Annotated in this window: 17 protein-coding genes and 3 tRNA genes; 14 read left to right on the forward strand and 6 right to left on the reverse strand. The window is 60.2% G+C overall.

Annotated features, from left to right (window positions below):
• The first annotated feature begins 169 nt into the window (after positions 1-169).
• The 6 genes from hppD (at position 170) to GM668_RS15915 (ending at position 10,312) form a co-directional block, all read left to right on the forward strand.
• Positions 170-1,279: a 4-hydroxyphenylpyruvate dioxygenase gene (gene hppD, locus GM668_RS15890; protein WP_155439941.1), complete on the forward strand. Its 1,110-nt coding sequence runs from the start codon at positions 170-172 to the stop codon at positions 1,277-1,279.
• 136 nt (positions 1,280-1,415) lie between these two features.
• Positions 1,416-4,985, forward strand: coding sequence for an indolepyruvate ferredoxin oxidoreductase family protein (locus GM668_RS15895; protein WP_155439942.1), 3,570 nt, complete (start codon positions 1,416-1,418; stop codon positions 4,983-4,985).
• Between the two features lie 205 nt (positions 4,986-5,190).
• On the forward strand, positions 5,191-6,612 hold the full coding sequence (locus GM668_RS15900; RefSeq protein WP_155439943.1) for a sensor histidine kinase: 1,422 nt from the start codon (positions 5,191-5,193) through the stop codon (positions 6,610-6,612).
• Complete coding sequence (locus GM668_RS15905) at positions 6,609-8,030, forward strand: hybrid sensor histidine kinase/response regulator (RefSeq protein WP_155439944.1); 1,422 nt, start codon at positions 6,609-6,611, stop codon at positions 8,028-8,030. Before GM668_RS15900 ends, GM668_RS15905 begins: the two co-directional genes overlap by 4 nt.
• 77 nt (positions 8,031-8,107) lie before the next feature.
• Entirely contained in the window at positions 8,108-9,868 is a 1,761-nt protein-coding gene (locus tag GM668_RS15910) for a M14 family metallopeptidase (RefSeq protein ID WP_155439945.1), read from the forward strand.
• 165 nt (positions 9,869-10,033) lie between these two features.
• Positions 10,034-10,312 carry a hypothetical protein gene (locus GM668_RS15915; RefSeq protein ID WP_155439946.1) on the forward strand — a complete coding sequence of 93 codons (279 nt, stop codon included), beginning with the start codon at positions 10,034-10,036 and terminating at the stop codon, positions 10,310-10,312.
• 17 nt (positions 10,313-10,329) lie between these two features.
• Here the strand turns inward: GM668_RS15915 and ttcA are convergent, their stop codons facing one another.
• The 3 genes from ttcA to GM668_RS15930 are packed head-to-tail and all read right to left on the reverse strand — an operon-like array spanning position 10,330 to position 12,489.
• Complete coding sequence (ttcA, locus tag GM668_RS15920) at positions 10,330-11,277, reverse strand: tRNA 2-thiocytidine(32) synthetase TtcA (protein ID WP_155439947.1); 948 nt, start codon at positions 11,275-11,277, stop codon at positions 10,330-10,332.
• The gene (locus GM668_RS15925) at positions 11,277-11,675 is read right to left on the reverse strand and encodes a dihydroneopterin aldolase (RefSeq protein ID WP_155439948.1); all 399 of its coding nucleotides are present in this window, start codon (positions 11,673-11,675) and stop codon (positions 11,277-11,279) included. The genes ttcA and GM668_RS15925 overlap by 1 nt, the downstream gene beginning before the upstream one ends.
• A gap of 31 nt (positions 11,676-11,706) precedes the next feature.
• Positions 11,707-12,489, reverse strand: a complete 783-nt coding sequence (locus GM668_RS15930; RefSeq protein WP_155439949.1) for an SDR family oxidoreductase — start codon at positions 12,487-12,489, stop codon at positions 11,707-11,709.
• A 32-nt stretch (positions 12,490-12,521) separates the two neighbouring features.
• Here GM668_RS15930 and GM668_RS15935 point away from each other — a divergent pair, with 32 nt between their 5' ends.
• Positions 12,522-13,673, forward strand: a complete 1,152-nt coding sequence (locus tag GM668_RS15935; protein WP_155439950.1) for a class I SAM-dependent methyltransferase — start codon at positions 12,522-12,524, stop codon at positions 13,671-13,673.
• Positions 13,674-13,796: 123 nt separating this feature from the next.
• A complete protein-coding gene (locus GM668_RS15940; RefSeq protein ID WP_155439951.1) occupies positions 13,797-14,750 on the forward strand; it encodes a J domain-containing protein in 954 nt (317 codons plus the stop codon).
• Between the two features lie 30 nt (positions 14,751-14,780).
• Here GM668_RS15940 and GM668_RS15945 read toward each other — a convergent pair whose 3' ends face one another.
• Both GM668_RS15945 and GM668_RS15950 read right to left on the reverse strand, forming a co-directional pair.
• Positions 14,781-16,469 (reverse strand): methyl-accepting chemotaxis protein, encoded by a 1,689-nt coding sequence (locus GM668_RS15945; RefSeq protein WP_155439952.1) that lies wholly within the window; start codon positions 16,467-16,469, stop codon positions 14,781-14,783.
• 7 nt (positions 16,470-16,476) lie between these two features.
• On the reverse strand, positions 16,477-16,968 hold the full coding sequence (locus GM668_RS15950) for a chemotaxis protein CheW (protein WP_155439953.1): 492 nt from the start codon (positions 16,966-16,968) through the stop codon (positions 16,477-16,479).
• A gap of 227 nt (positions 16,969-17,195) precedes the next feature.
• On the opposite strand from GM668_RS15950, the gene GM668_RS15955 reads away from it, so the two are divergent.
• A complete protein-coding gene (locus GM668_RS15955; protein WP_155439954.1) occupies positions 17,196-18,800 on the forward strand; it encodes a DUF3369 domain-containing protein in 1,605 nt (534 codons plus the stop codon).
• A 163-nt stretch (positions 18,801-18,963) separates the two neighbouring features.
• Positions 18,964-20,499, forward strand: coding sequence for an HDOD domain-containing protein (locus GM668_RS15960; RefSeq protein ID WP_155439955.1), 1,536 nt, complete (start codon positions 18,964-18,966; stop codon positions 20,497-20,499).
• Here the strand turns inward: GM668_RS15960 and GM668_RS15965 are convergent.
• Entirely contained in the window at positions 20,489-23,713 is a 3,225-nt protein-coding gene (locus GM668_RS15965; RefSeq protein WP_170305664.1) for an EAL domain-containing protein, read from the reverse strand. The genes GM668_RS15960 and GM668_RS15965 overlap by 11 nt on opposite strands.
• A gap of 212 nt (positions 23,714-23,925) precedes the next feature.
• Between GM668_RS15965 and GM668_RS15970 the strand changes: the two genes are divergently transcribed.
• The 4 genes from GM668_RS15970 to tuf all read left to right on the forward strand — a co-directional run bounded on the left by GM668_RS15970 (position 23,926) and on the right by tuf (position 25,520).
• A tRNA-Tyr gene (locus GM668_RS15970) sits at positions 23,926-24,010 on the forward strand.
• Positions 24,011-24,059: 49 nt separating this feature from the next.
• Positions 24,060-24,133, forward strand: a tRNA-Gly gene (locus tag GM668_RS15975).
• 41 nt (positions 24,134-24,174) lie between these two features.
• Positions 24,175-24,249 (forward strand) — tRNA-Thr (locus tag GM668_RS15980).
• 80 nt (positions 24,250-24,329) lie between these two features.
• A complete protein-coding gene (gene tuf, locus GM668_RS15985) occupies positions 24,330-25,520 on the forward strand; it encodes an elongation factor Tu (RefSeq protein WP_155439957.1) in 1,191 nt (396 codons plus the stop codon).
• The last annotated feature ends 124 nt before the right edge of the window (positions 25,521-25,644 follow it).

Below are 25,644 nucleotides of genomic sequence, written 5' to 3' on the forward strand. Positions count from 1 at the left end.
TCGGTTTTGCCGGCCGCGTTCATGGTCACAAATCCCTATTTTTGTCAGGCATTCGGCAATATTATTGCGCAAATTTTGTGAGGTCAGGAATTATTCGCAATTAAATGCTGCCCTTAGAGGTCTATACTGTGCGAAAAATACCTTACGTATACGTAAACCGGAGACCGCCATGAAATTTGAGCCGTGGGACAATCCAATGGGGACCGATGGATTCGAGTTCGTCGAATATGCGGCGCCGGATCCGAAGGCCCTGGGCGCGCTGTTCGAGAGCATGGGCTTTACCGCCATTGCCCGCCACCGCCACAAGGATGTGACCCTGTACCGCCAGGGCGGCATCAATTTCATCATCAATGCGGAAAAGGATTCGTTTGCACAGCGTTTCGCGCGCCAGCATGGTCCATCCGTGTGCGCCATTGCCATCCGCGTCAATGACGCGGCGTTTGCGTACCAGCGCGCGCTGGAAATGGGCGCGTGGGGTTTTGACAACAAAACCGGCCCGATGGAGCTGAATATTCCCGCCATCAAGGGTGTCGGCGATTCGCTGTTGTATTTCGTCGACCGCTGGCGCGGCAAGAATCCGCAGGGCGGCATTGGCGATATTTCCATTTATGACGTGGATTTCGTGGCGATTCCAGGCGCCGAGGCCAACCCGGTGGGCAATGGCCTGACCTATATCGACCACCTGACGCACAACGTCCACCGTGGCCGCATGAAGGAATGGGCATCGTTCTATGAAAACCTGTTCAACTTCCGCGAAATCCGCTACTTCGACATTGAAGGCAAGTTGACGGGCCTGAAGTCCAAGGCCATGACGTCGCCGTGCGGCAAAATCCGCATCCCCATCAATGAATCGTCGGACGACAAGTCGCAAATTGCGGAATACCTGGACGCGTACCACGGCGAAGGCATCCAGCACATCGCGCTGGGGACCGACAATATTTACCACTCCGTGCAAGCCATGCGCGACACGGGCATCGTGTTCCAGGACACCATCGCCACCTACTATGAACTGGTGGACCGCCGCCTGCCGAACCATGGCGAAAACCTGGAAGAATTGAAGCGGCTGCGCATCCTCATCGATGGCCACAGCAATGAGCAAGAGCGCGAATTGCTGCTGCAAATTTTCACGCAAAACGTCATCGGCCCGATTTTCTTTGAAATCATCCAGCGCAAAGGCGATCAAGGTTTCGGCGAAGGCAACTTCCGCGCGCTGTTTGAATCCATCGAGCTGGACCAGATCAAGCGCGGCGTGCTGAAAGACGACACCGCGAAAGCCTGACTTTTAAAACGGTAGCGCCACAGCAGAATGGCGCGCCTGGCTGTGCTACCCTGAATCCACAGGATTGCATAACCATTACATCGATTCCGACGGCGCTCCCACAAGGTGCGCCCCGAGTAACAATTGGAGACATTGAATGAATGCACCAGTCAAAGGTTCCGACCTGGAACCGGGTTCGCCGGCGAACGACATTTCGCTGGACGATAAATGGACGCTGGAACGTGGCCGCGCGTTTATGACGGGCACGCAAGCGCTGATCCGCCTGCCGATGATGCAGCGCGAGCGCGACGTGAAAGCAGGTTTGAATACGGCCGGCTACATCACCGGCTACCGTGGCTCGCCCGTCACCAGCGTTGACATGACGGCGATGAAGGCGAAGAAATACCTGGACGCCCACCACATCAAATTCCACCCTGGCATGAACGAAGACCTGGCTGCGACTGCCGTGTGGGGCACGCAGCAGACCAATTTGTTCCCAGGCGCGAAATATGACGGCGTGTTCGGCATGTGGTACGGCAAAGGCCCTGGCGTGGACCGCTGCGGCGACGTCTTCAAGCACGCGAACAATGCCGGTACGTCGAAATACGGCGGTGTGCTGGTGCTGGCCGGCGACGACCATGCGGCGAAATCGTCGTCGATCGCGCACCAGTCGGATCACATCTTGAATGCCTGCGGCATTCCCGTGCTGTACCCATCGTCCGTGCAGGAATACCTGGATTACGGCTTGCATGCATTTGCCATGAGCCGCTACACGGGCCTGTGGGTATCGATGAAATGCGTGACCGACATCATCGAATCGGGCGCCGTGGTGGACTTCGATCCGGACCGCGTGCAAATCCAGACCCCGACCGACTTCGAACTGCCGGCAGGCGGCTTGAACATCCGCTGGCCGGATGCCGTGCTGGATCAGGAAGCGCGCATGAACACGTACAAGTGGTATGCAGCGCTGGCTTACGTGCGCGCCAACAAGCTCAATAAAATCATCTGGGACAGCCCGAAACCCAAGATCGGCATCATCACGGCCGGCAAATCGTACCTCGATACGCGCCAGGCGCTGGCCGACCTGGGCATCGATGAACAGGCTGCCGCCGATATCGGCCTGCGTCTGTACAAGATTGGCATGACGTGGCCATTGGAAGCGTCCGGCGTGCAGGATTTTGCGCGCGGCCTGGACGAAATTCTTGTGGTCGAGGAAAAGCGCCAGATCCTGGAATACCAGCTGAAAGAAGAGTTGTACAACTTGCCGGACTCGCAGCGTCCGCGCGTGGTCGGCAAATTCGACGACACGGGCGAATGGTCGCTGAACCCGAAAACCGGCCACGGCGACTGGCTGCTGCCGGCCACGTATGAATTGTCGCCGGCGCAAATCGCGCGCGCCATCGCGTCCCGCATTTCGCACTATTGCGCCGGCCATCCGGTGGCAGCCCGCGTGGCGGAACGGATCGCGTTCCTGGAACAAAAAGAACTGGTGCTGAAGAACATCAACACCAAGCCGGACCCGCAAAAAGACCGCACGCCATTCTTCTGCTCCGGCTGCCCGCACAACAGCTCGACCAAGGTGCCGGAAGGTTCGCGCGCACTGGCCGGTATCGGCTGCCACTACATGGTGCAGTGGATGGACCGCGAAACGTCGACCTTTACGCACATGGGCGGCGAGGGCATCACGTGGGTGGGCCAGGCGCCGTTCACCAATGAAAAGCACGTATTCACCAACCTCGGTGACGGCACGTACTTCCACTCTGGTTTGCTGGCGATCCGCGCGGCGGTCGCGGCCAAGGTCAACATCACGTACAAGATCCTGTTCAACGACGCGGTCGCCATGACGGGCGGCCAGACCTTCGATGGTCCGCTCGACCCGGGCATGATTTCGCGCCAGATCGCGGCGGAAGGCGTGAGCCCGATCATTGTCGTTACGGACGAACCGGAAAAGTATCCGGACAATTACAACTGGGCGCCTGGCGTCACCGTGCGCCACCGTTCTGAATTGATGGACGTGCAGCGCGAACTGCGCGATGCGCCGGGCGTGTCGGCCATGATTTATGACCAGACCTGTGCGTCGGAAAAACGCCGCCGCCGGAAGCGCAATGAATTCCCTGATCCAGCCAAGCGCGCCGTCATCAATGAAGCCGTGTGCGAAGGCTGCGGCGACTGCTCGGTCCAGTCGAACTGCCTGTCGGTGGAACCGCTGGAAACGGAACTGGGCCGCAAGCGCCAGATCAACCAGTCGTCGTGCAACAAGGACTTTTCCTGCACCACCGGCTTCTGCCCGAGCTTCGTGACGGTGGAAGGCGGCGCGCTGAAAAAGCCGAAGAAAGCTGCTGCCGGCGATACCGCCATGCCTGTGCTGCCGACGCCGGCCATGCCATCGACGGCGGAACCGTTCGGTATCCTGGTGACGGGTATCGGCGGCACCGGCGTCGTGACCGTGGGCCAGATCCTGGCCGTGGCCGCGCACGTGGAAGGCAAGGGCGCCGTGGTGCTGGACATGAGCGGCCTGGCGCAAAAGGGCGGCCCTGTGATGTCGCACGTGCGCCTGGCCGATAAACAGTCCGACTTGCACTCGACCCGCGTCGGTACCGGCATGACGGACCTCGTGATTGGCTGCGACCAGATCGTGACGGCCAGCCGCGACGCGCTGTCGCGCATGGGCGAAGGCCGCACGTGGGCCGCCGTCAATTCGACGGGCGCCACCACGGCAGCGTTTGTGAAAAACCCGGACTGGCAATTCCCGGCAGCGTCGTCGCAAGGTGAAATCATCAAGGCGTGCGGTCAGGACCGCGTTGATTTCGTCGACGCCGGCACCATGGCGACAGCGCTGATGGGCGACTCGATTGCCACCAACATGTTCATGCTGGGCTATGCGTTCCAGAAGGGCCACGTGCCGTTGAGCGAAGCGTCGATCATGAAGGCGATTGAATTGAATGCCGTGTCGGTAGGCTTCAACAAAGCGGCATTTACGTGGGGCCGTACGGCTGCGCATGACCTGGCGCTGGTGACCAGGCTGACCATGCCGGCGCAAGTGATCGAGTTCAAGCGCACGCAGTCGCTGGACGATGTGATCAGCCGCCGCGTTGAATTGCTGACCGCGTACCAGGATGGCGCCTATGCGGCGAAGTACAAAGCCTTCGTTGACCAGGTGCGTGCTGCGGAAGACAAGGTTGCCAACGGCAAGCCGCTGCGCCTGACGGAAGCGGTCGCGAAATACCTGTACAAGCTGATGGCGTACAAGGATGAGTATGAAGTGGCGCGCCTGCACAGCGACCCGGCGTTCCGCGCGAAAATCGAATCCATGTTCGAAGGCGATTACCAGCTGAAGTTCCACCTGGCGCCGCCGCTGCTGGCCAAGAAAGACAAGGATGGCCATTTGATCAAGCAGCAATTCGGCCCATGGATGATGAAAGCGTTTGGCGTGCTGGCCAAGTTCAAAGGGCTGCGCGGAACAAAGCTGGATATCTTCGGCTATACGGAAGAGCGCAAGATGGAACGCGCGCTGATCGGTGAATACCTGCAAACGGTATCGGGCTTGCTGGGCCGGCTGACTGCCGACAACCTGGCGCAAGCCGTCGCCATCGCATCCATTCCGGAAAATATCCGCGGCTATGGCCACGTGAAGGAGCGCCACCTGAAGTCGGCCAAGGAGAAAGAAGCCGCACTGCTGGCTGCCTTCAACGCACCGGCATCGGCCAAGGCGCCGCACGCCGCGTAATCCGGGCCAGATGGCTTGAACAACGCCGGTATCCGCGCTGCGGAGCCGGCGTTTTTTTCTATATATCGGCGATTGAACACTACTCTCCGTTTTAAAAACAACGGGCGGCGGTTACTGCCGGTACCAGCATTGTAAAATAGCTTACTTCCGGGTAAGCCATTGCACCACAGCCCGGGCCGATCAACCACGCGCATATGAGGCGATCATGGTGAACTGGTCAGACGTGGCATTTGACCTTTACCCGCATGGCTATTGCCTGTCCTGGCAGCCATTCCTGCTGTGGCTGCACGCGGGCGCGGACCTGGTGGTTTCCCTCGCCTATTTCGTGATTCCCGCCCTGTTATTGAAACTGGTGCGCCAGCGCCAGGATTTACAGTTCAGCTGGATGTTTGTATTGTTCGGCGTCTTTATCCTGGCGTGCGGCGCCACCCACGTGATGAATTTGTGGACCCTGTGGCGTCCTGACTATCTCGCGGCCGGCATGGTGAAAGTCGTGACGGCCATTGCCTCGGTGGGCACCGCCATTGCACTGGGGGTGTTGCTGCCCACGGCGGTTGCACTGCCTGGGCCCGCGCAATGGGAATCCGTCCACCAGAACTTGCGCCGCGAAATTGGCGAGCGCAAGGAGGCGGAACAGCAGGTCAATCAATTGAACCTGGAACTGGAACAGCGCGTGCGCGAACGCACGGCCGAGCTGGAAACGGCGAACCGCCATTTATCGTTGCTGCATGAAGAATTGGAACAGCGCATCCGCGACCGCACACGCGAACTCGAACAGGCGCAGGCTCAATTGCTGGCGGCCGCCCACCAGGCCGGGATGTCGGAAATCGCCACCAACGTGCTGCATAACGTGGGCAATGTGTTGAACAGCGTGAATGTGTCAGCCAATGTGATTGGCCATAAGGTGCGGGCATCGGAAGTATCCGGCCTGGCCCGCGCCGTCCGGTTGATGGAGCGTCCCGATGGCGACCTGGCGGCGTTCTTGTCGGATGACCCCAAGGGAAAACTGTTGCCGGCCTATTTGTCGAAATTGTCCGATGCGCTCGCGGAAGAACAGCAAAGCATCGCCGCCGAAGTGGCGTCGCTGATGTCCAGTGTCGAACATATCAAGCAAATCGTCGCTATCCAGCAATCGTATGCAGGCGTGGCCAGCCTGTCGGAAGCCGTGGCGCCTGCCGCGCTGCTGGACGATGCGCTGCGCATGAGCGCCGATGCGCTGGAGCGCCATGGCGTGGACGTACAGCGCGAGGTGGCAGACATGCCAGTGTTGCCGCTGGACCGCCACCGCACGTTGATGATCTTGCTGAACTTGATCAGCAATGCCAAGTATGCGGTGGAGGGGCGGCCGGAGCCCCGGATCATCACGGTATCGGTTAGCATGCCGGCGCCGGACCGGCTGCGTTTTTGCGTCAGCGATACCGGCGTCGGCATCGCCGCGGCGGAACTCACGCGTATCTTTGCGCACGGCTATACAACGCGGCGCGGCGGCCACGGTTATGGCTTGCACAGCTGCGCCATTGCCGCGCGTGAAATGCACGGCGTGTTGACGGCGCACAGCGATGGGCCGGGAAAAGGCGCAGTCTTCACTTTGGAATTGCCTGTGCAGACCTGGGAGGGCCGCGCATGATCAAGCTGGCGCCCAATTTGCGCGTGCTGGTGATTGACGACATGCCGTCGATACACGACGACTTCCGCAAGATCCTGTGTCCCGCGCCATCGGCCCGCAGCGAAATGGCGGCGCTGGAAATGGCCCTGTTCGATGATGCGCCGCCGGCGCCGGCAGCCAGTTCCGCGCCGGCGCAATATGACGTGGCGTTTGCGCTGCAAGGGCAGGATGGCGTGACCCAGGCGGATGAAGCGCTGACGGCAGGGCGGCCATTTGCGCTGGCGTTTGTCGACATGCGCATGCCGCCCGGCTGGGATGGCATCGAAACCATCGAGCGCCTGTGGCGCCTCGACCCGCAATTACAAGTGGTGATTTGTACGGCGTATTCGGATTATTCGTGGACGGAAGTGTTGCGCCGCCTCGATGCGCGCGACCGTTTGCTGGTGCTGAAAAAGCCGTTCGACAGCATCGAAGTGAGCCAGCTGGCGTGCACGCTGACTGCCAAATGGAACTTGAGCCAGCGCGCCGCATTGCAGATGAGCGGGCTGGAAGATGAAGTGCTGCAGCGGACCTCGGAACTGCGCCGCACCAATGCCGCGCTGGAGTCGCAGGTGGTGGAGCGCAAGCATTTGGAAAACCAGATGGTGCAGCAGGATAAGCTGGCGTCCCTGGGCCAGCTGACGACGGGGATTGCCCATGAACTCAGCGGGCCGATGGAGTATGTGTACGCCAACCTGGCCACCTTGGCGGAATACTTCAATGCCATGCAAGCGATGCTGATCGCTTATGGCAAGGAGTGCGGCGAAATGCTGGAGAGCCCTGCGCAACAGCGGTTGGCGAAGCTGTATGACCGCCTGGAGCTGGACTTCCTGCAAGACGACGTGCCGGCATTGATGGACCATTCCCGCATCGGGCTTGAGCGGGTACGCGCCATCGTGCAGGATTTGACGGACTTTTCCCGTGTGAATACGTCGGAGCCGTGGCAATGGAGTGATTTGCACCGGGGGATCGACGCCACGTTGAACCTGGCGGCCAGTGAACTGCGTCCCCATGCCGACATCGTGAAGGAATATGGCGAACTGCCGGAAATCGAGTGCCAGCCATCGCACTTGAATCTGGCCATCATGCATTTGCTGGTCAATGCCGCGCAAGCGATGGGACGTGAGCGGGGCGTCATACACATTCGCACCGGACGTTCCGGCCATGGCCTGGTATGGCTGGAAGTGGCGGACAATGGCAATGGGATTCCGCTCGATGTACAGCAGCGCATCTTTGAACCGTTTTATACGACCAAGCTGAAAGGCACGGGATTGGGCCTGTCCATTGCCAGCGGCGTGATACAGCGCCATGGCGGCAATATGGAGGTCCACAGCTCGCCGGGAGCGGGCTCGACCTTCCGCATCTTGCTGCCGGTACGCCAGCCATTTCGCACGGGTTGAGGCCGCGCTGCAAAGCAGCGTATGCTTGTCTATAATTTCCGGCTGTTTGATCTTTATCAACCTCCGGAGACTTTTTAATGAAACGCTGCGCCCTGCTGCTTGCTTTGTCCGCTGCTGTTCCCCTCGCTTTTGCTAATCCGGCCCTGACGACTGTCTCCGAACGTTCGGGCTTCCAAATGACTGGCCGCTACGATGAAGTGCAGCGGCTGTGCCACGCTTTCCAGCAAGCGTATCCGAAAGCCGTGCGCTGCTTTGAATTCGGCCGTACGCCGGAAGGGCGGCCGATGGTGGCGCTGGCAGTATCGCGTACCGGGGCGCTGACGGCGGAACAGGCGAAGAAGAAAAATGTGCCGGTGCTGCTGGTGCAGGGCGGTATCCATGCGGGTGAAATCGATGGCAAGGATGCGGGGTTCCTGGCGCTGCGCGAAGTGCTGGACAACAAGGCGGCGCCGGGTGCGCTGGACAAGCAGGTGCTGCTGTTCGTGCCTGTATTTAACGTCGATGGCCATGAGCGCTTTGGCCCCAACAACCGCCCCAACCAGCGCGGCCCCGTTGAAATGGGCTGGCGCACCACGGCGCAAAACTACAACTTGAACCGCGATTACGTGAAAGCGGATGCGCCGGAAATGCAGGCGATGCTGGCGCTGGTGAACCAGTGGGATCCGCTGGCCTACGTTGACCTGCACGTGACCGATGGCGCCAAGTTCCAGCCCGATGTGTCGATCCAGGTGGAGCCCGTGCATGGCGGCGATGCCGCGCTGATGCAGTCCGGCGTGGCCTTGCGCGACGCCGTGATGGCGGATTTGCGCGCAGCCGGTTCCGATCCCAAGCATTTCTACATTTCATTCGACAAGACCGATGATCCGACGTCCGGCTTTGTCGACAGCGTAGCGGCGCCCCGTTTTTCCACCGGCTACTTCCCGCTGCGTAACCGCTTTGCCATGCTGGTGGAAACCCATTCGTGGCGCGACTATCCGCACCGCGTGCGCGTGACGCGCAACACCATCGTGTCGCTGCTGTCGCAAGTGGCGGCCCATGGCGCCGAGTGGAGCCGGCAAGTGCGTGAAGCGGACCAGCGCGCGCTGGCGCTGGGCGGCCAGCCGGTTCCGCTCAGCTACAAGACCACGGACAAGGTGCAAATGATCCAGTTTGCCGGCTATGAATATACGCGTACGCCGTCCGACGTGTCAGGCGCGCTGTGGACCCGCTATGACGAAAGCAAGCCGCAAATGTGGACGCTGCCGCTGCGCGACGAAGTCGTGCCGGACTTGCAGGTGGCGGCCCCGGCTGGCGGCTACATCGTGCCGGCTGCCTGGGCGGAAAAAATCAGCGCCAAGCTGAAGCAGCATGGCATTACGTACAAGGTGCTGGATAAAGAGCTGGGCAAAACCGATGTGGAAGCATTCCGCGCCATGTCCATGAAATTCAATGCGCAATCATTTGAAGGCCGCCAATCCGTGACGGTGACGGGCGCATGGAAAACCGAACAGCGCGATATCGGCAAGGGCGCACTGTTTGTGCCGACGGCGCAGCCGAAAGCGCGCCTCGTGGTGACGATGTTTGAACCGCAAAGCGCAGATTCGCTGCACACGTGGGGCACGTTCAACACGGCTTACGAACGCAAGGAATACATGGAAGAGTATGTGGCGGAACAGGTGGCGCGCGAGCAGCTGGCCGCTGACCCGGAACTGGCTGCCGCCTTCAAGCGCAAGCTGGAATCGGACCCGGCGTTTGCTGCCAGTCCGGAAGCACGGCTGGACTTCTTTGTGCGCCGCCACGCATCATGGGATGAGCGGTATCAGCTGTATCCGGTGCTGCGCAGCGCTGTATCACACTGAACGCACTGAGCGAACCAAGCGCGCTGAAGATAGCGATTGTCGTGGAGGCGACACTTTTTCTGGTTGCAGAAAAAATACTGGTAAAATAAAAAATCAAATTATCAATAAGCTAATAGTAATTTGATACTCAATACCGGTAATGTCCAGATTTGAAGAGGTAACCCCATGACTCGCATCGATAGCGCCACCTTGACCCATGCCCAGGATGGGACGGTTCCGTCCGGCTCGGCGCCGTCTTTCGCGCACGCTGCCACGCCGGAACAGGCTGCCGCCCTGTATGACGAGCAAGCCCGCAAAGCCGCCGCAGTGGAAGCGGCGCTGGACGGCATGGGTTTTGCTGCATTGCCGGCCATGTCGGTACGCAGCCTGGATGCTATGACGCAGGGAAATGATGTGAAACTTGCGCGTTCGCGCATCAAACAGGCGGAACCGCCGAAAAAGTAACGGTCCCGCCCGCAGCTTTATTCTTGCTGCAGAGGAATAATCCCCGGTACCGTGCTTGGCGTCGAGCACGGTTCTTCATCAAATGCGATATCGCCCAGCGGATTGGCCAGGCCATCGGCCTTGATGTCGGCAAAGCCAAACAAATCGCGGTCCATCAGGTGCGACGGCACCACAGTCGACAAGGCCGAGAACGTGTTTTCCACACGGCCCGGATGTTTCTTTTCCCACTCGCGCAACATGGCCTTGATTTGCTTGCGCTGCAAATTTTCCTGCGAACCGCACAAGTCGCATGGAATGATGGGGAAGTTCTTCACTTGCGCATAGCGCTCCGTGTCTTCTTCCTTCACATACGCCAGCGGGCGGATCACAACGTGCTTGCCATCATCGGACACCAGCTTGGCCGGCATGCCTTTCAGCTTGCCGCCGAAGAACATGTTGAGGAAGAAGGTTTCCAGGATATCGTCGCGGTGGTGGCCGAGGGCGATCTTGGTCGCGCCCAGCTCATCGGCCACGCGGTACAGGATGCCACGGCGCAGGCGCGAGCACAGCGAGCACGTGGTTTTGCCTTCCGGGATCAGGCGCTTGACGATGGAATACGTATCCTGGTTTTCAATGTGGAACGCCACACCCAGTTCCGTCAGGTAGCGCGGCAGCACATCGGCCGGGAAGTTCGGCTGTTTCTGGTCCAGGTTGACGGCCACGATGTCGAAATGGATCGGGGCGCGCTCGCGCAAGGTCATCAAGATGTCCAGCAATGCGTAGCTATCCTTGCCGCCGGACAGGCACACCATGACTTTGTCGCCTTCTTCAATCATGTTGAAGTCGCCAATGGCCTGGCCGACGAGGCGGCACAGGCGCTTGTGCAGCTTGTTGTCTTCGCGCGCGATTTTGTCGGCGGCGGGTTTGGTCACAGTTGCGGCAGCGGCGGTATCCACGGCCTGCAGGTTGTCAATCACGGCATTCATTACACGTCATCCTTGATACGGAACACTTCCACGCCCACGCCCAGGCAATCCGGGTACACGTCAGGCTTCATCGTCGATACGCGCACGGCGCGCACGCGCGGGTGCGCCAGCATGGCTTTGACCACGTCGTCGCACAGGGTTTCCTGCAAATGCACGTGGCCTTCGGCCATGCGGCGGGCAATGGTGTCGCGCATGAAATCGTAATCGACCACTTCGTGCAATTCATCCGCGTGCGGCGTGGACACGGCCAGCGGAATGTAAAGGTCAACGTTGATGAGGACGCGCTGCTCGCCCTTCTTTTCAAATTCGTGCACGCCGATGTTGATCATCACTTCATAGTCGCGAAGGAATAAACGGCGGCAATCTTGCAGGCGCGGGTGGGTGAGGGCGGACAGCATGGTTGGGCTTTCTACTAATATTGAATGTAAATTATTTTGCGAGGAACATCACATCGCGCGGCAAGGCCATCAAATGCTGGCCGCCATCGACCAGCAAGGTGCAGCCGGTCAGCGCGCCCGCGTTGGCCGCATACAGCACGGCTTGCACGATATCGGCAGGGGTGCTGGAGCGGCCCAGCGGCGTTTGCTGGTGCGCGTTGGCGAACCCTTCCTCGGTCTGGTCGCCGGACACCAGGGTAATGCCTGGCGCGATGCCGACCACGCGCAATTTCGGCGCCAGTGCCTGCGCCAGCAAGGTGGTCGCCGTATGCAGCGCAGCCTTGGATAGCGTGTAGGACAGGAAGTCGGGATTGAGATTGTACAGTTTTTGATCAAGCAAATTGATAACCACTGCTTGATGACCCTCTTTCGTGGCGGCATGCAGTGCTTGCGCCAGCAGCAGCGGGGCGGCCACATTGGCCGACATATGGGCTTCCAGCCTTGCCTGCGTGAAGTCGGCGGCGCTGTCATAGTCGAACAGCGATGCGTTATTCACCACGCATGACACGGGGCCCAGTGCGGCCATCGCTTGCGGCAGCAAAGCCTTCACCTGCGCTTCGTCGGACAAATCGCACGGCAGCGCGGCGGCGCGCCGCCCCAGTGCGCGGATGTGCGCCACGACTTCGTGCGCTTCCGCTTGCGAATGGCGGTAATGCACGGCGATATCCCAGCCGGCTTCCGCCATGCCGACGGCGATCGCGCGTCCGATGCGGCGTGCGGCGCCCGTCACCAGCGCGACGCGGGGATGTTCAGTGTCAGAAATGGTCAAATTCATGGTCAATGGAAAACATAATCTACAATGCCGGGATGTCCTTACCTGCACCCACCCCTGACGCGCTGGACGCGTCCCATGCCCTGCAACGCCTGATCGCCGCGGAAATCGCCGAGCACGGCGGTGCGATTCCATTTGCCCGCTTTATGGAACTGGCGCTGTATGCGCCGGGTCTCGGCTATTACAGCGGCGGTTCTGCCAAGCTGGGAAAAGATGGCGACTTTACAACTGCGCCGGAAATGTCACCGCTGTTTGGCGCGACCTTGGCGCACGTGGCAGCCGCTATTATCGCCCAAAGCGCCCCCCACATCCTCGAATTCGGCGCCGGCACCGGCAAACTCGCGTTCGATATCCTGACCGAAGCACAGGCGTCCGGCATTGCCGTGGAGTCGTATTCCATCGTGGAGTTGTCCGGCGAATTGCGCGCGCGCCAGCAAGCGCTGCTGGCGTCTTTCCCGCAAGTGCAATGGCTGGACGCATTGCCGGCATCGTTTACCGGCGTGGTGTTCGGCAATGAAGTGCTCGACGCCATGCCCGTGCAACTGGTGAAAAAGACAGCGCAAGGCTGGCGTGAACTGTACGTCACTGTGGCCGATGGCGAATTCGCTTATGTGGAACGGGAACCGGGCGAAGCGCTGGCTGCGCAAATTGCCGCGCAAATCCCGGACCAGGAATACCTTGCCGACGGCTATACGACGGAAGTGCATGGCGCTGGTTGCGGCTTTATGGCCACGTTGGGTCAGATGTTGTCGCGCGGAAACAACGGCGCGGCCATCTTGCTGGATTACGGTTTCCCGGCCCACGAATATTATCTGGGCCAGCGCGATGCGGGTACGCTGATGTGCCATTACCGCCACCACGCGCATGCGGAACCGTTTTATCTGCCGGGCTTGCAAGACATCACGGCGCACGTGGATTTCACGGCCATGGCGATAGCCGCGCAAGATGCCGGCGCGGACGTGCTGGGCTATATGAGCCAGGCGGCGTTCCTTATTTCCGCGGGTATTGGCGACTTGCTGACGCGCACGGATCCAGCCGATGTGAAAGCCTATTTGCCCCAGGCCAACGCCGTGCAAAAGCTGCTATCTCCGGCGGAAATGGGCGAATTGTTTAAAGTATTGATTATCGGGAAAAACGTGGATTTGCCTGCTCAAATTGCTGCCGCAGACCGCACGCACAAGTTGTAATATGAAGAAATAACACGGTTTTTATGCCGTGTTTGCTGCGCTGTAGCGTAGGTAATCCGCTATGATGACTGGCTAGGTGCGGCATCCGCCGCGCAGTGCACCGCTCCAACAACGAACGTAACGATGGGCAAAGTACATTCTCACTATGACAACCTGAAGGTGTCCCGCATGGCGCCGCAGGAAGTCATTCGTGCTGCTTACAAGGCGCTGAGCCAAAAATATCACCCGGATAAAAACCCGGGTGACGACAAGGCTGCGCGCATCATGGCGATTATCAATACCGCCTACGGGACGCTGTCGGACCCGCAAAAGCGCAAGGAACACGATGAGTGGATTGCTGCCGAAGAGTGGGAAATCGGCTGGCTGGAAGGTACGCATGAAGAGGGCGACCATGCTCCGGCGCACCGTAGCGAAAATTGGCCGGGTGAACCGCGCCCGGTGAAATCCGGCTTGCGGCGCAACTGGAAGTGGGGCGTGGCGCTGGGTGTCGGCATTATCGGCGGCTGGATCGGCGGCGTACTGTCGGCAGGCCAGCCGCGCTTGCAGGCGGTGCTGGCGTCCGCGCTGGGCGCCAAGAGTGAAATGAGCGCGACTGTCATGAATGCGCACGTGCCGCTGCGTCCGGCGGAAGTCGCGCCGAAGTCGGACCCGTTGGCCGACAGCTGGGCAGTCATGAAGCCCCATGTCGCCGATGCGGCGGCGCGGCCGCCTGCCATCAAGGTGATGGCGCTGTCGCAAGTGGTGCTGCCTGGCGCCGCTGCCCAGCAAGATTGCGAAGCGGACCAGCCGACCTTGGTGGCGCCGAATGGCGAACCGTGGCCCGCACAGTCAGGCTATGTGGATGGCTTCCCGATCGGGAACAAGGGCGACGATATGCAGTTGACGCTCGATAACAGCAACAATGCATCCGCCGTGTTCATCAAGGTGTTTGATTTGGAGCGCAAGTCCAACGTGCGCTATGCATACGTCCAGCCGCGCGATACGCTGGTGGTCGACAAGCTGGCGGCGGGCAAGTATGAAATCCGCTACCAGAACCTGGATATGGGGATAGACCGCACGGGGTGCCGGCGGAAATAAAAACGGCGGCCGAGGCCGCCGTTTTTTACGTTAAAACTCTTCCCACCCATCATCCGCAGGCGCGGTTTTCGGTGCGGCCTTGGGCGTTGCCTTCACCGCCAGCTGGCGCTGTGTCGAGGCTGGTTTCGCAACCGGCTTCGGCGCCGGCGCCGCCACTGCCGGCTCTCCGCCGATCAGCTTGAAGATGCTGACCGATTGCGCCAGGGTTCCCGCCTCATCCTGCATGGATTGCGCAGCTGCTGCGGCCTGTTCCACCAGCGCGGCATTTTGCTGCGTCATTTCATCCATCTGTGAAATCGCTTCATTGACTTGCTCAATGCCGGCGCTTTGCTCCTGGCTGGCTGATGTGATTTCACCCATGATGTCGGCCACCTGTCGTACAGACGTGACGATCAATTCCATCGTCTGGCCCGCCTGATCGACCAGCTTGGAACCGCTGTCGACCTTTTCCACGGAATCATCGATCAAGCCCTTGATCTCTTTCGCGGCCGAGGCGGAGCGCTGCGCCAGCGACCGCACTTCGGACGCGACCACGGCAAAGCCGCGGCCCTGTTCACCGGCGCGGGCAGCTTCCACGGCGGCATTCAAGGCCAGGATATTGGTCTGGAACGCGATGCTGTCGATCACGCCAATGATGTCGACAATGCGGCTGGAACTTTCCTTGATCGAACCCATCGTATCGACCACTTGCGACACCACCTGGCCGCCTTGCTGCGCCACGGACGATGCGGAAATCGCCAGCTGGTTGGCCTGGCGCGCATTGTCGGCATTTTGCTTCACGGTCGACGTCAATTCTTCCATCGAGCTGGCGGTTTCTTCCAGCGAACTTGCCTGCGATTCCGTGCGGCCCGACAAGTCCATATTGCCGCTGGCGATTTCACTGGAGGCGCGGGAAATCATGGCGGAGCTGGCGCGCACGCCGTGCACCGTCATTGACAGGCTTTCATTCATATGGCGCAGCGCCAGCAGCAGTTCGCCTGTTTCCGTATGGTCGTTGGGATCGACGGCAATGGTCGCCGTCAAGTCGCCTTCGGCCACGTTCTTGGCCACGCCCACGGCTTTGTCCAGCGGGCCGGTGATCGAGCGGGTAATCAACACGGACAGCAGCGCCGTCAGCGCCAGGCCGGCAATGCCGATGGCAATCATCAGCCCGCGCGAAAACGCGATGTCGCGCTGATTTTTATTGCTGGCTTCGTCAATGTCGGCAATCTGCGTTTGCGCCATGCCCTTGGTGGCTTCCAGCAGCTTGTTCAGCGCCGGGAACGCTTCATTGTTCATTTGCGTGGCCGCGTCATCCTTGCGGTCTTCTTCGACCAGTTCCGCCACTTTGATGTAGGCCGCGGTATACGTGGCCAGGGTTGCGCGGATCTTCGCCAAGCCTTCTTTGTCGGATGGCGTATCGGCGGTTTTTTCCATCAAGCCCAGCGCTTCATCGATGGTTTTTTTATTGGCGTCGATAATGCCGTAGAACTGGCCGCGCTGGGCCTTGTCCGGCAAGATGAACAGGGCCAGCGTGCGGCCCGCGTTTTCACGGGCCAGGGCGTCAACTGTGTTGGCGGCGCGTGCGCTGACAAAGTCGAATTCGCGCATGTGGCGGTTGTCGCGGTCAATGGCGGTGAAGCGGGCAAAGGCCACGGCAATGACAATAATCAGCAGCGCCACCATGACGCCGAACGCTGCGTTGAGACGGGTACGGATATTTAAGCGGGATATGTTCATGACTACCTTAGGCTGCGGTTGGATCGGTCAGGCCCATTTCAGGGCTGGTCATCAGGCGGTCGATATCGACCAGGATCAGCATGCGCTCATCGATGGTGCCCAGGCCGATGATGTATTCCGTGGAAAACGCCGTCCCCATTTCTGGCGGCGGTTTGACCTGGTCTGGCGTCAAGGTGGTCACGTCGGACACGGAGTCGACGACCATGCCGACCACGCGGCCATTGATGTTGAGGATGATGACGACCGTGAACTGGTCATACACAGCCTCGCCCAGCTGGAACTTGATGCGCATGTCGACCACGGGGATCACGATGCCGCGCAAGTTAATGACACCCTTGATGAATTCCGGCGCACTGGCAATGCGCGTGACGGCTTCATAGCCGCGGATTTCCTGCACCTTCAGGATATCGATCCCGTATTCTTCCTTGCCTAATTTAAATGCCAGGAATTCACGGCCTGAAATATCGTCATCAGCATTTGCTGTGGTGGGGACTTGCATAATGTCATCCTTGTAACGAAAGTGGACGAGCGGCAGCGCCGCGCCAGACCATCAGAGTAGCGGGTTTCAGGGCTTTTTGCAGAATGTTGCCAGGATGCGCCGCTCTCAGGGGTAGGGGTTGTCATGGTATTAAATTCTGATTATGCTGGGAACTAGACGTGACGTGAGCGCCGGCTCGAGCGCGAACCGCACTGCCGCAATCCGAACAGTGCGACCTGGGAGACTGTATGACCGAATCAAATGCCGCAGATGACAACTGGCTGCTCGACGAGGATGAAGATGAGACGCCAGCTTCCGGCCAGTCTTCCCCCGACCAGCGCCTGTGGCGTGTCTTGATTGTCGACGATGACGTCGATGTCCACGCCGTCACCCGCCTTGCCCTGCGCAATGTCAGCTTCAAAGGCCGTGAACTGGAATTGTTTTCCGCCCACTCTGGACGGGAAGCATTTGAAATCCTGCGCGATACGCCGGACATCGCGCTGGTGCTGCTCGATGTCGTGATGGAAACTGACGATGCGGGCTTGCTGCTGGCGCGCCGCATCCGCGAAGAATTGCACAACTCGATCGTGCGTGTCGTGCTGCGGACGGGCCAGCCGGGCCAGGCGCCGGAACAGCGCGTCATCATTGAATACGACATCAACGATTACAAGGCAAAGACGGAACTGACCACGCAAAAGCTGTTCACGACCGTGATCTCTGCGCTGCGCGCGTATGAGAGCCTGAATATGCTGGAGCGTTCCCGCATCGGCCTGGGCAAGATCCTGGCCGGCGCCACCAACCTGTATCAAATTCACTCGCTGCGGGAATTCGCTTCCGGCGTGCTGAACCAGGTTTCCGCGATCCTCGACGTGGGCGCGGACGGTGTGCTGTGCCTGATGCAGGGCGACACCGGCCCGGCGACGGTGGTTGCTGCCACGGGGGGCTACGCACCCCTCGCGGACAACGAGCAAATGCCGACCAGCCACCCGCTGTGGCCGACCATCGCGAAAGCGTTTGCGGAAAAGAAAAGCCAGTTTGACCACCCGGCCAACGTGCTGTTCATCCACACGCAGGAAAACCGCGAAGTGGCGATTTCCGTCACGCCGCCGTGGCCGCTGGCGCAAATCCAGCGCGACTTGCTGGAAGTATTTTGCCAGCGCATCGCGGCGGCATTCGACAACCTGTATATCTTCGGCCAATTGCGCAAGGCACAGGAAGCCACGGTCGTGGCGCTGGCCGACCTGGCGGAATTCCGCGACCGCGGCACGGGTGGCCATGTGCGCCGCGTGCAGGCGCTGTCGTCCGCCATTGCCGGCCGCCTGAAAGAAAAAGGCGTGTATGACGATGAGGTGACGCCGCAACTGATCGACATGATCGGGCTGGCCAGCATTTTGCACGACGTGGGCAAGGTGGCGACGCCGGACCATATCTTGCTGAAGCCAGGCGCCCATACGCCGGAAGAGCGCGCACAAATGCAAGACCATGCGGATGTCGGCCGCACCATCCTGGAGCGTGCCGCCAACATGGTCGATGGCGTCAGCTACCTGACCTATGGCGCGGAAATCGCCGGCGGCCACCACGAACACTTCGATGGCAATGGTTATCCGAATGGTTTGAAAGGCAAGCAAATCCCCATCTCCGCGCGCATCGTGGCCGTGGTGGATGTGTTTGATTCGCTGTTGCATGAACGGCCGTACAAGGAGCCTTGGCCGTATCCGGAAGTCATGACGTACATCAAGGCCCGCGCCGGTGCGCAGTTCGATCCGGAAATCGTGCAAGCGCTGCTGGACGTCATCGAGCGCGATCCGGAACTGGGACAGCAGCCAGCGCCGCTACCGCCGGACGAAGCGTGACAGCCTGATAATTTCAACGTAGCACCCTGTGGCGGCACAGCCCCGCCACAGGTACAAATCTCTCCAAATCCCACGGAATTGCGTTTCTTTCCCGCACTACCAGCATATACTTTCAGGTAGACAGTCAGGCGCGCCGCGCTTGCCATCCAGTGCAGGAATTTCAATGAACATCGCCTTTCAACCTCCGGACCAGCCTGCCCGGCCGGTGCGCGGACCGCTGCTGAAAAAGCTGTGCGGCGATGAAAACGTGTTTGCACTGGGTGTCTCCGTTGCCCGTGTCGTGCAACTGATTGATTCGGATGACGGCGGCACGCACGACCTTGCCTATTACGTGTTATCGGATGCGGGGCTCACGCAAAAAGTGCTGCGCCTGGCCAATACGCCGCAATACCGCACCAAGGCCGGCACGCCTGTCACTACCGTGTCGCGCGCGATTTCGCTGCTGGGCTTTAACAACGTCAAGGCGTCGGCGCTGGCCATGATGCTGGTCGATACACTGATCAATTCAGGCCAGGAACAAAGCGTGCGCACGGAGCTGGAAGCGGCCCTGTGCGCCAGCCTCGTGGGGCGGGAAATGTCGCGCACGGGCGCGCACCAGGGGACGGAAGAGGCATCGATCGGTGCGCTGTTCCGTAATATCGGACCGCTGTTGATTGCCGCCCACCAGCATGAGCGCTACCGCGATATCGGCGTGCTGGTGGCAGCGGGTACGCATACGATCAACCAGGCATCGCAATCCGTGCTGGGCAGCAGTTATGACACGCTGTCGGCCGCCATCCTCAATGAATGGAAAATTCCCGACCCCATCATCCGTTCGATAGCCCCGCTGCCGCCCGGCGTCGTCAAAGCGCCGCAGAGCAAGCCGGAGTGGGTGCGCGTGGTGGTGTCATTCAGCATGGAAGTGGCGCGCATCCTGGCCCGCAAAGGGGGCCCTGCGCAAGGCGTATTGCAAGCACTGCTGGACCGCTATGGCGTAGCGCTGGGGCTGGACCGTGACCAGTTGGCGACCTTGCTGGGCAACGTGCGCAGCGGCATGAATGACTTGCTCGACTCCATGCAATTGCGGCCGCGCGATGAAGCGGATGCGGCCGGCGCCAATGTGTTGCCGGACGTGCTGTTGATGGCCACCATGGAGAGTGGCGCAGTGTCCACTCCCGGCACCCACGCCAGCGGCAAGCCGCACAATGCGCGCGAACAGTTGCTGGCCGGCGTGCAGGAAGTCGCGCAAATGCGCGCGGCGGGCCACAGCCGCTTGAATGAATTGATCCAGGCGGTGCTGGAAACCCTGTACCGCAGCATGGGCTTCCGCTTTGCCACTGTGTGTCTGCGCGACATGCGTGCCGGCCTGTACCGGGCCCGTATTGCGTTTGGCGAAAAGCACGTGGAGCGCATGGCGGGTTTTACGTTTGCGCTGACTGGAACGGACTTGTTCCACCTGGCGATGCAAAACGATGCGGATTTGATGATTGCCGATGCGGCCACGCACAAGGTCCGCGAATTGCTGCCGCCATGGCACCGCACGTTGCTGCCTGATGCACGCAGCTTTATCGTGCTGCCGCTGGTGGTGCAGGGGCAGCAGCTGGGGCTGTTTTATGCGGACCGCTCCGTGGCGGCGCCGGAAGGCGTGCCGCCCGATGAAGCGTCACTGATCCGCGCGTTGAAGGCGCAATTGATTGTCGCGCTGACGCCTACGCAGTAATGGCCGCCGCCATTGCTTCAAACTGTTCCACCGGCATCGGCTTGGCAAACAAATAGCCCTGCGCCGTCTCGCACCCCTTGCTGCACAGGAAGGCCCGCTGCGCTTCCGTTTCCACGCCTTCCGCCGTGACTTCCAGGCCCAGCGAATGGGCCAGCGCAATGGTGGCGCTGACAATCACGGCATCGTTGGGATCCGTCTCGATATCCTTGACGAAACTGCGGTCGATTTTCAAACGGTCCAGCTTGAACTCTTTCAGGTAGCTCAGCGATGAATAGCCGGTGCCGAAATCATCAATGGCCACCTTGATGCCCCGTGCCCGCAATGCCTGCAGCAGCGTGCGGCTGCTTTCCGGGTCTTGCATGGCGGCCGATTCCGTGATTTCCAGTTCCAGCTGTGCTGCAGCAATGCCATTGTCTGCCAGCAGCTTGTCGAGCAGCGGGACGAGGCTGGTGCCACGGCACTGGCGTGCCGACAAATTGACGGCAAGCCGCAAATGGCCGAGCCCCTGCTCGCGCCAGGTCACCAGCAATTGTGCCGCGCGCCGCAGCACCCAGTCGCCCAGCGGCAAGATCAGGCCGGACTCTTCCGCAATGGGAATAAAGCGGTCCGGACTGATCATGCCCAGTTCCGGATGGTGCCAGCGCAGCAGTGCTTCCGCGCCGATAATGCGGCCATCGGTCATGGCCACCTGCGGTTGCAAATACAATTCGAATTCCTGTTTTTCCAGCGCTTGCGACAAGCGGTTTTCCATCAGCAAACGCTCATGCGTGGCGCGGTTCATGGAACTGGAAAAGAATTGGAAATTGCCCCGGCCCTGGCTCTTGGCGGCATACATGGCCGTATCCGCATGGCGCAGCAAGGTGGCGCTGTCTTCGCCGTCGGCCGGGTACATGGCGACGCCCACGCTGGTACCCGTGTGTACGGTTTTGCCGGCCAGCATAAACGGCGCCGCCAGCGCTTCAACGATGCGCACTGCCACGATGGCGGCAGTTTCCGGCGTACTGTCGCAATCGGTCACGATAATGAATTCATCGCCGCCCAGCCGCGCAATGGTGTCCACTTCGCGCAGCATGTCGCGCAAGCGGTTGGCCACGGCCACCAGCAGCAAGTCGCCCGTCTGGTGGCCGTGCGTATCATTGATTTTCTTGAAGTGGTCGAGGTCGATGAACATCACGGCCGCCGTGCCTTGCATGCGGCGTGCGCGGGCCAGCAACTGGTCCAGGCGCAAGTTCAGCGACAGGCGGTTGTCCAGCCCCGTCAGCGGGTCATTGTGCGCCAGCCGGTGGATGTGTTCTTGCGCGCGGCGCTGTTCCGTCAAGTCATGCAAGATGGCAACGAACAAGTGTTCATCGGGCAATTCCACTTCGCTGACAGAAATCGCCAGCGGGAAGTCGGAACTGTCACTGCGATAACCCAGCGCTTCATATTCGTGGGCGTCGCCGCTGGCAATCAGGCGCAGCAGTTCAGCCGGTGTCTGGTTTTCGCGCGGCGGCAACAAGGTTGCCAGCGGCACGCCGGCCATGCGTTCCGGCGGGTAGCCAAACAAGCGGCCGGCGGCGCCATTGGCCGACAGCACCACGCCATCCAGGCCGATCGTCAAAATAGCGTCGGCCGCCTTGTCGAGAATGGCTTGCAGGCGTGCTTCCCGTTCCCGCAAGCGCGCCGTGCTGTCCTTGACTTGCGCCTGGATTTGCGCGCGCTCGCCGGAAATCAGCAACATCATGCCGCCCAGCAGCGCCGTCAACAGCAAGCCGCACGTCAGCACGGTCCAGCTTTGCCACCCGCGCTGGGCTGCCGCGTACGCGGGTGTCGGCGCCACCAGCAGCATATACTGGCGGCCGCCAAAACTGATCACGCGCTGCACATCGCCATTGCGTGCCGGACGGCGCACGTGGTCAACCAGCGGCATGCCGGTGCCGCCCGTGATGTCTTCCAGCCGTACCAGCAGCGATGGAAAATTTACTTGCTGCAGCATGCGCTGCAAGTACGGTTCCACTTGCAGCGAAATCATCAGCATCCCCGGCGATTCGCCGCCGCCCACGGGATGCACGGCTTGCAACAGCAACAGTGCACGCGCCGACTGCTTTTGCAGGAAATTGAGGGGAGCGCTGGCGGCGGGTTGTCCGGTGCGCAAAGCCTGGATGACAGCATCCGAGCGCAGCGGTTCACTGAGCAAATCGATACCCCGGTACAGCCGCGTGCGCGGCGGTTCGATAAACGTGGGGACCATGTACAGTTCGCGGTCGCTGGCCCGCTGCAATTGCTGGGGGCCCGCCACTTCGCGGATTTCAAAATCCGGCGCCAGCTGTTCCTTGCCCCACTGCTCAAAGGCGTCGCGCTGGTCGCGCCGCACGGGCACCAGCCAGCTCATGGAAGCCAGCTCAGGCCGCTTGTCGAGATAGCCAGTGGCCAGCGCGGAAAAATCATCGGCCGCCAGTGTGCGGCGCGGATCGCCCAGTGCGCGCGACATGGCGTGCAAGAAGCGTTCATGTTCAGAAAATTGCGCTTGCAACATGTCGCCCGCCTGCTGCGCTTTCAGGCGGAAGGTTTGCATTTGCTGCGCACTTTCCCAATGCTCAGCCTGGAAGTAAATGGCAATGAATACCGTGCCGGACAGTAGCAGCGGCAAGCCCACCAGCATGCGGCGACGGCGCCACAGCACGCGCGGCTGGCCGATGGCAATCCACGTCAGCGGCGCCGCCAGCAAGATGCCGATGGTGTCGCCCAGCCACCATGTGAACCAGTTCAGCGCCATGTCAGCGGGCGCCACTTTGCCCAGCAACACCGCGCCGGTCATCGAAACGGTGCTGCTGATCGTGGCCAGCACGGGGGTGGACAGCATGAACGTCAACACATGGCGGCTGGCGCCAATGGCTGGCTGCATCGTGCGGCGCAGGAACAGCATGGCGATCCCCGCTTGCAGGGCGGCGCCGGCGCCGGCCGCCAGCGCGGCCAGCGCCTGGCTGCCGTCCACCGCGACGCCATTGGCCAGCGGGAACAGGTTGACCGTTATGGCGCCCAGCGCCACGGCGGGCAGCAGCCGGGGCCCCAGCGTATAGATGGCGGCCAGCGCTATGCCGGCGGAAGGAAACAGCGGCGATGCATAAGTGGGGCCGATGGTGAGGCCCAGGCACAGGCAGCCCGCCACGACATAGACAGCGAACAGGAGCAGGCAAGAGGGCAGGGCGTTGCGCCAGGCGGCAGTGCGTTCCACGTGCGTTACTCCAAGTTGTCGCAGATAAATTTAATTGTACGAAAGGATGTATGAGAAAAATCTAAAAATTTACCCTTGCAGTTTGAAAAATGTGTGCTTATAATCTCGCCCCGAAGCAGACGAAACATCGTCACTTACGAAATGAAGTGAAAACTGAAACGTAAGCGGAGTTGACAAGTCAAAGTAATTGCTTCATACTCTGCGGTTCCCGCGGAGGGGTGGCCGAGTGGTTAAAGGCGACGGACTGTAAATCCGTTCTCTCAGAGTACACTGGTTCGAATCCAGTCCCCTCCACCAAGTTTCTTGCAAGAGACTGAGTGGGTATTAGCAGTGAAGTGGAAACCTCGCGGGTGTAGCTCAATGGTAGAGCCGAAGCCTTCCAAGCTTAAGACGAGGGTTCGATTCCCTTCACCCGCTCCAGAGATTTCTTGCAGTGCCAGATGCGTTCAGCATCAAAATTAGCCCTTGTAGCTCAGTGGTAGAGCACTCCCTTGGTAAGGGAGAGGCCACGTGTTCAATCCACGTCAAGGGCACCAGAATTCGCAACACCCGTAGTAAATTCCCGAAAGACAGAAGGGCGATTGCCCGGCATCTCATCTATTGTTAGGAGTCTAAAATGGCAAAAGAGAAGTTCGAGCGGACTAAACCGCACGTGAACGTTGGCACCATCGGTCACGTTGACCATGGCAAAACGACCCTGACCGCTGCAATCGCAACCGTTCTGTCGAAGAAATTCGGCGGCGAAGCTAAAGCTTACGACCAGATCGACGCTGCTCCAGAAGAAAAAGCACGCGGCATTACCATTAACACCGCCCACGTTGAGTACGAAACGGCTAACCGCCACTACGCTCACGTTGACTGCCCAGGCCACGCCGACTACATCAAGAACATGATTACCGGTGCTGCGCAGATGGACGGCGCGATCCTGGTTTGCTCCGCTGCTGACGGCCCAATGCCACAGACCCGTGAGCACATCCTGTTGGCTCGCCAGGTTGGCGTTCCATACATCATCGTGTTCCTGAACAAGTGCGACCTGGTTGACGACGCAGAACTGCTGGAACTGGTGGAAATGGAAGTTCGCGAACTGCTGTCGAAGTACGAGTTCCCAGGCGACGACCTGCCAATCATCAAAGGTTCGGCACGTATGGCGCTGGAAGGCCAGCAAGGCGAAATGGGCGAAGACTGCATCGTGCGCCTGGCTGAAGCCCTGGATTCCTACATCCCAACCCCAGAGCGCGCTGTTGACGGCACGTTCCTGATGCCAGTGGAAGACGTGTTCTCGATTTCCGGCCGTGGTACCGTTGTGACCGGTCGTGTTGAGCGCGGCATCATCAAGGTCGGCGAAGAGATCGAAATCGTTGGTATCACCGACACCGTGAAAACCACCTGCACCGGCGTGGAAATGTTCCGCAAACTGCTGGACCAAGGTCAGGCAGGCGACAACGTTGGTCTGCTGCTGCGCGGCACCAAGCGTGAAGACGTTCAGCGTGGCCAGGTTCTGGCTAAGCCAGGTTCGATCAAGCCGCACTCGCACTTCACCGGTGAGATCTACGTTCTGTCGAAAGACGAAGGCGGCCGTCACACCCCGTTCTTCAACAACTACCGTCCACAGTTCTACTTCCGTACGACTGACGTGACCGGTTCGATCGAGCTGCCAGCAGACAAAGAAATGGTTATGCCAGGCGACAACGTGTCGATCACCGTTAAACTGATCAGCCCGATCGCTATGGAAGAAGGTCTGCGCTTCGCTATCCGTGAAGGCGGCCGTACCGTCGGCGCCGGCGTGGTTGCCAAGATCATCGCCTAAGAATCCTGCCAAATAATACTAGCGCCGGACGCTGTTCGGTGCTAGAATTACGGATTCTGTCAGCGAGGAAAAGCGCTGATAAAGCAGTAGTGGTAATAAATAAGCAGTAAGTTCGACTAGTAAG

It is taken from the genome of Pseudoduganella ginsengisoli, from assembly GCF_009720865.1.
Lineage (GTDB): Bacteria > Pseudomonadota > Gammaproteobacteria > Burkholderiales > Burkholderiaceae_D > Rugamonas > Rugamonas ginsengisoli.

Coding starts and splice junctions, on each gene's coding strand:
- GM668_RS15905 (WP_155439944.1), top strand. CDS start 6,609: ATGATCAAGCTGGCGCCCAATTTGCGCGTGCTGGTGATTGACGACATG.
- GM668_RS15950 (WP_155439953.1), bottom strand. CDS start 16,968: ATGCAAGTCCCCACCACAGCAAATGCTGATGACGATATTTCAGGCCGT.
- hppD (WP_155439941.1), top strand. CDS start 170: ATGAAATTTGAGCCGTGGGACAATCCAATGGGGACCGATGGATTCGAG.
- GM668_RS15900 (WP_155439943.1), top strand. CDS start 5,191: ATGGTGAACTGGTCAGACGTGGCATTTGACCTTTACCCGCATGGCTAT.
- GM668_RS15935 (WP_155439950.1), top strand. CDS start 12,522: ATGTCCTTACCTGCACCCACCCCTGACGCGCTGGACGCGTCCCATGCC.
- GM668_RS15915 (WP_155439946.1), top strand. CDS start 10,034: ATGACTCGCATCGATAGCGCCACCTTGACCCATGCCCAGGATGGGACG.
- GM668_RS15910 (WP_155439945.1), top strand. CDS start 8,108: ATGAAACGCTGCGCCCTGCTGCTTGCTTTGTCCGCTGCTGTTCCCCTC.
- GM668_RS15895 (WP_155439942.1), top strand. CDS start 1,416: ATGAATGCACCAGTCAAAGGTTCCGACCTGGAACCGGGTTCGCCGGCG.
- GM668_RS15930 (WP_155439949.1), bottom strand. CDS start 12,489: ATGAATTTGACCATTTCTGACACTGAACATCCCCGCGTCGCGCTGGTG.
- GM668_RS15955 (WP_155439954.1), top strand. CDS start 17,196: ATGACCGAATCAAATGCCGCAGATGACAACTGGCTGCTCGACGAGGAT.
- GM668_RS15960 (WP_155439955.1), top strand. CDS start 18,964: ATGAACATCGCCTTTCAACCTCCGGACCAGCCTGCCCGGCCGGTGCGC.
- GM668_RS15925 (WP_155439948.1), bottom strand. CDS start 11,675: ATGCTGTCCGCCCTCACCCACCCGCGCCTGCAAGATTGCCGCCGTTTA.
- GM668_RS15940 (WP_155439951.1), top strand. CDS start 13,797: ATGGGCAAAGTACATTCTCACTATGACAACCTGAAGGTGTCCCGCATG.
- GM668_RS15945 (WP_155439952.1), bottom strand. CDS start 16,469: ATGAACATATCCCGCTTAAATATCCGTACCCGTCTCAACGCAGCGTTC.
- tuf (WP_155439957.1), top strand. CDS start 24,330: ATGGCAAAAGAGAAGTTCGAGCGGACTAAACCGCACGTGAACGTTGGC.
- ttcA (WP_155439947.1), bottom strand. CDS start 11,277: ATGAATGCCGTGATTGACAACCTGCAGGCCGTGGATACCGCCGCTGCC.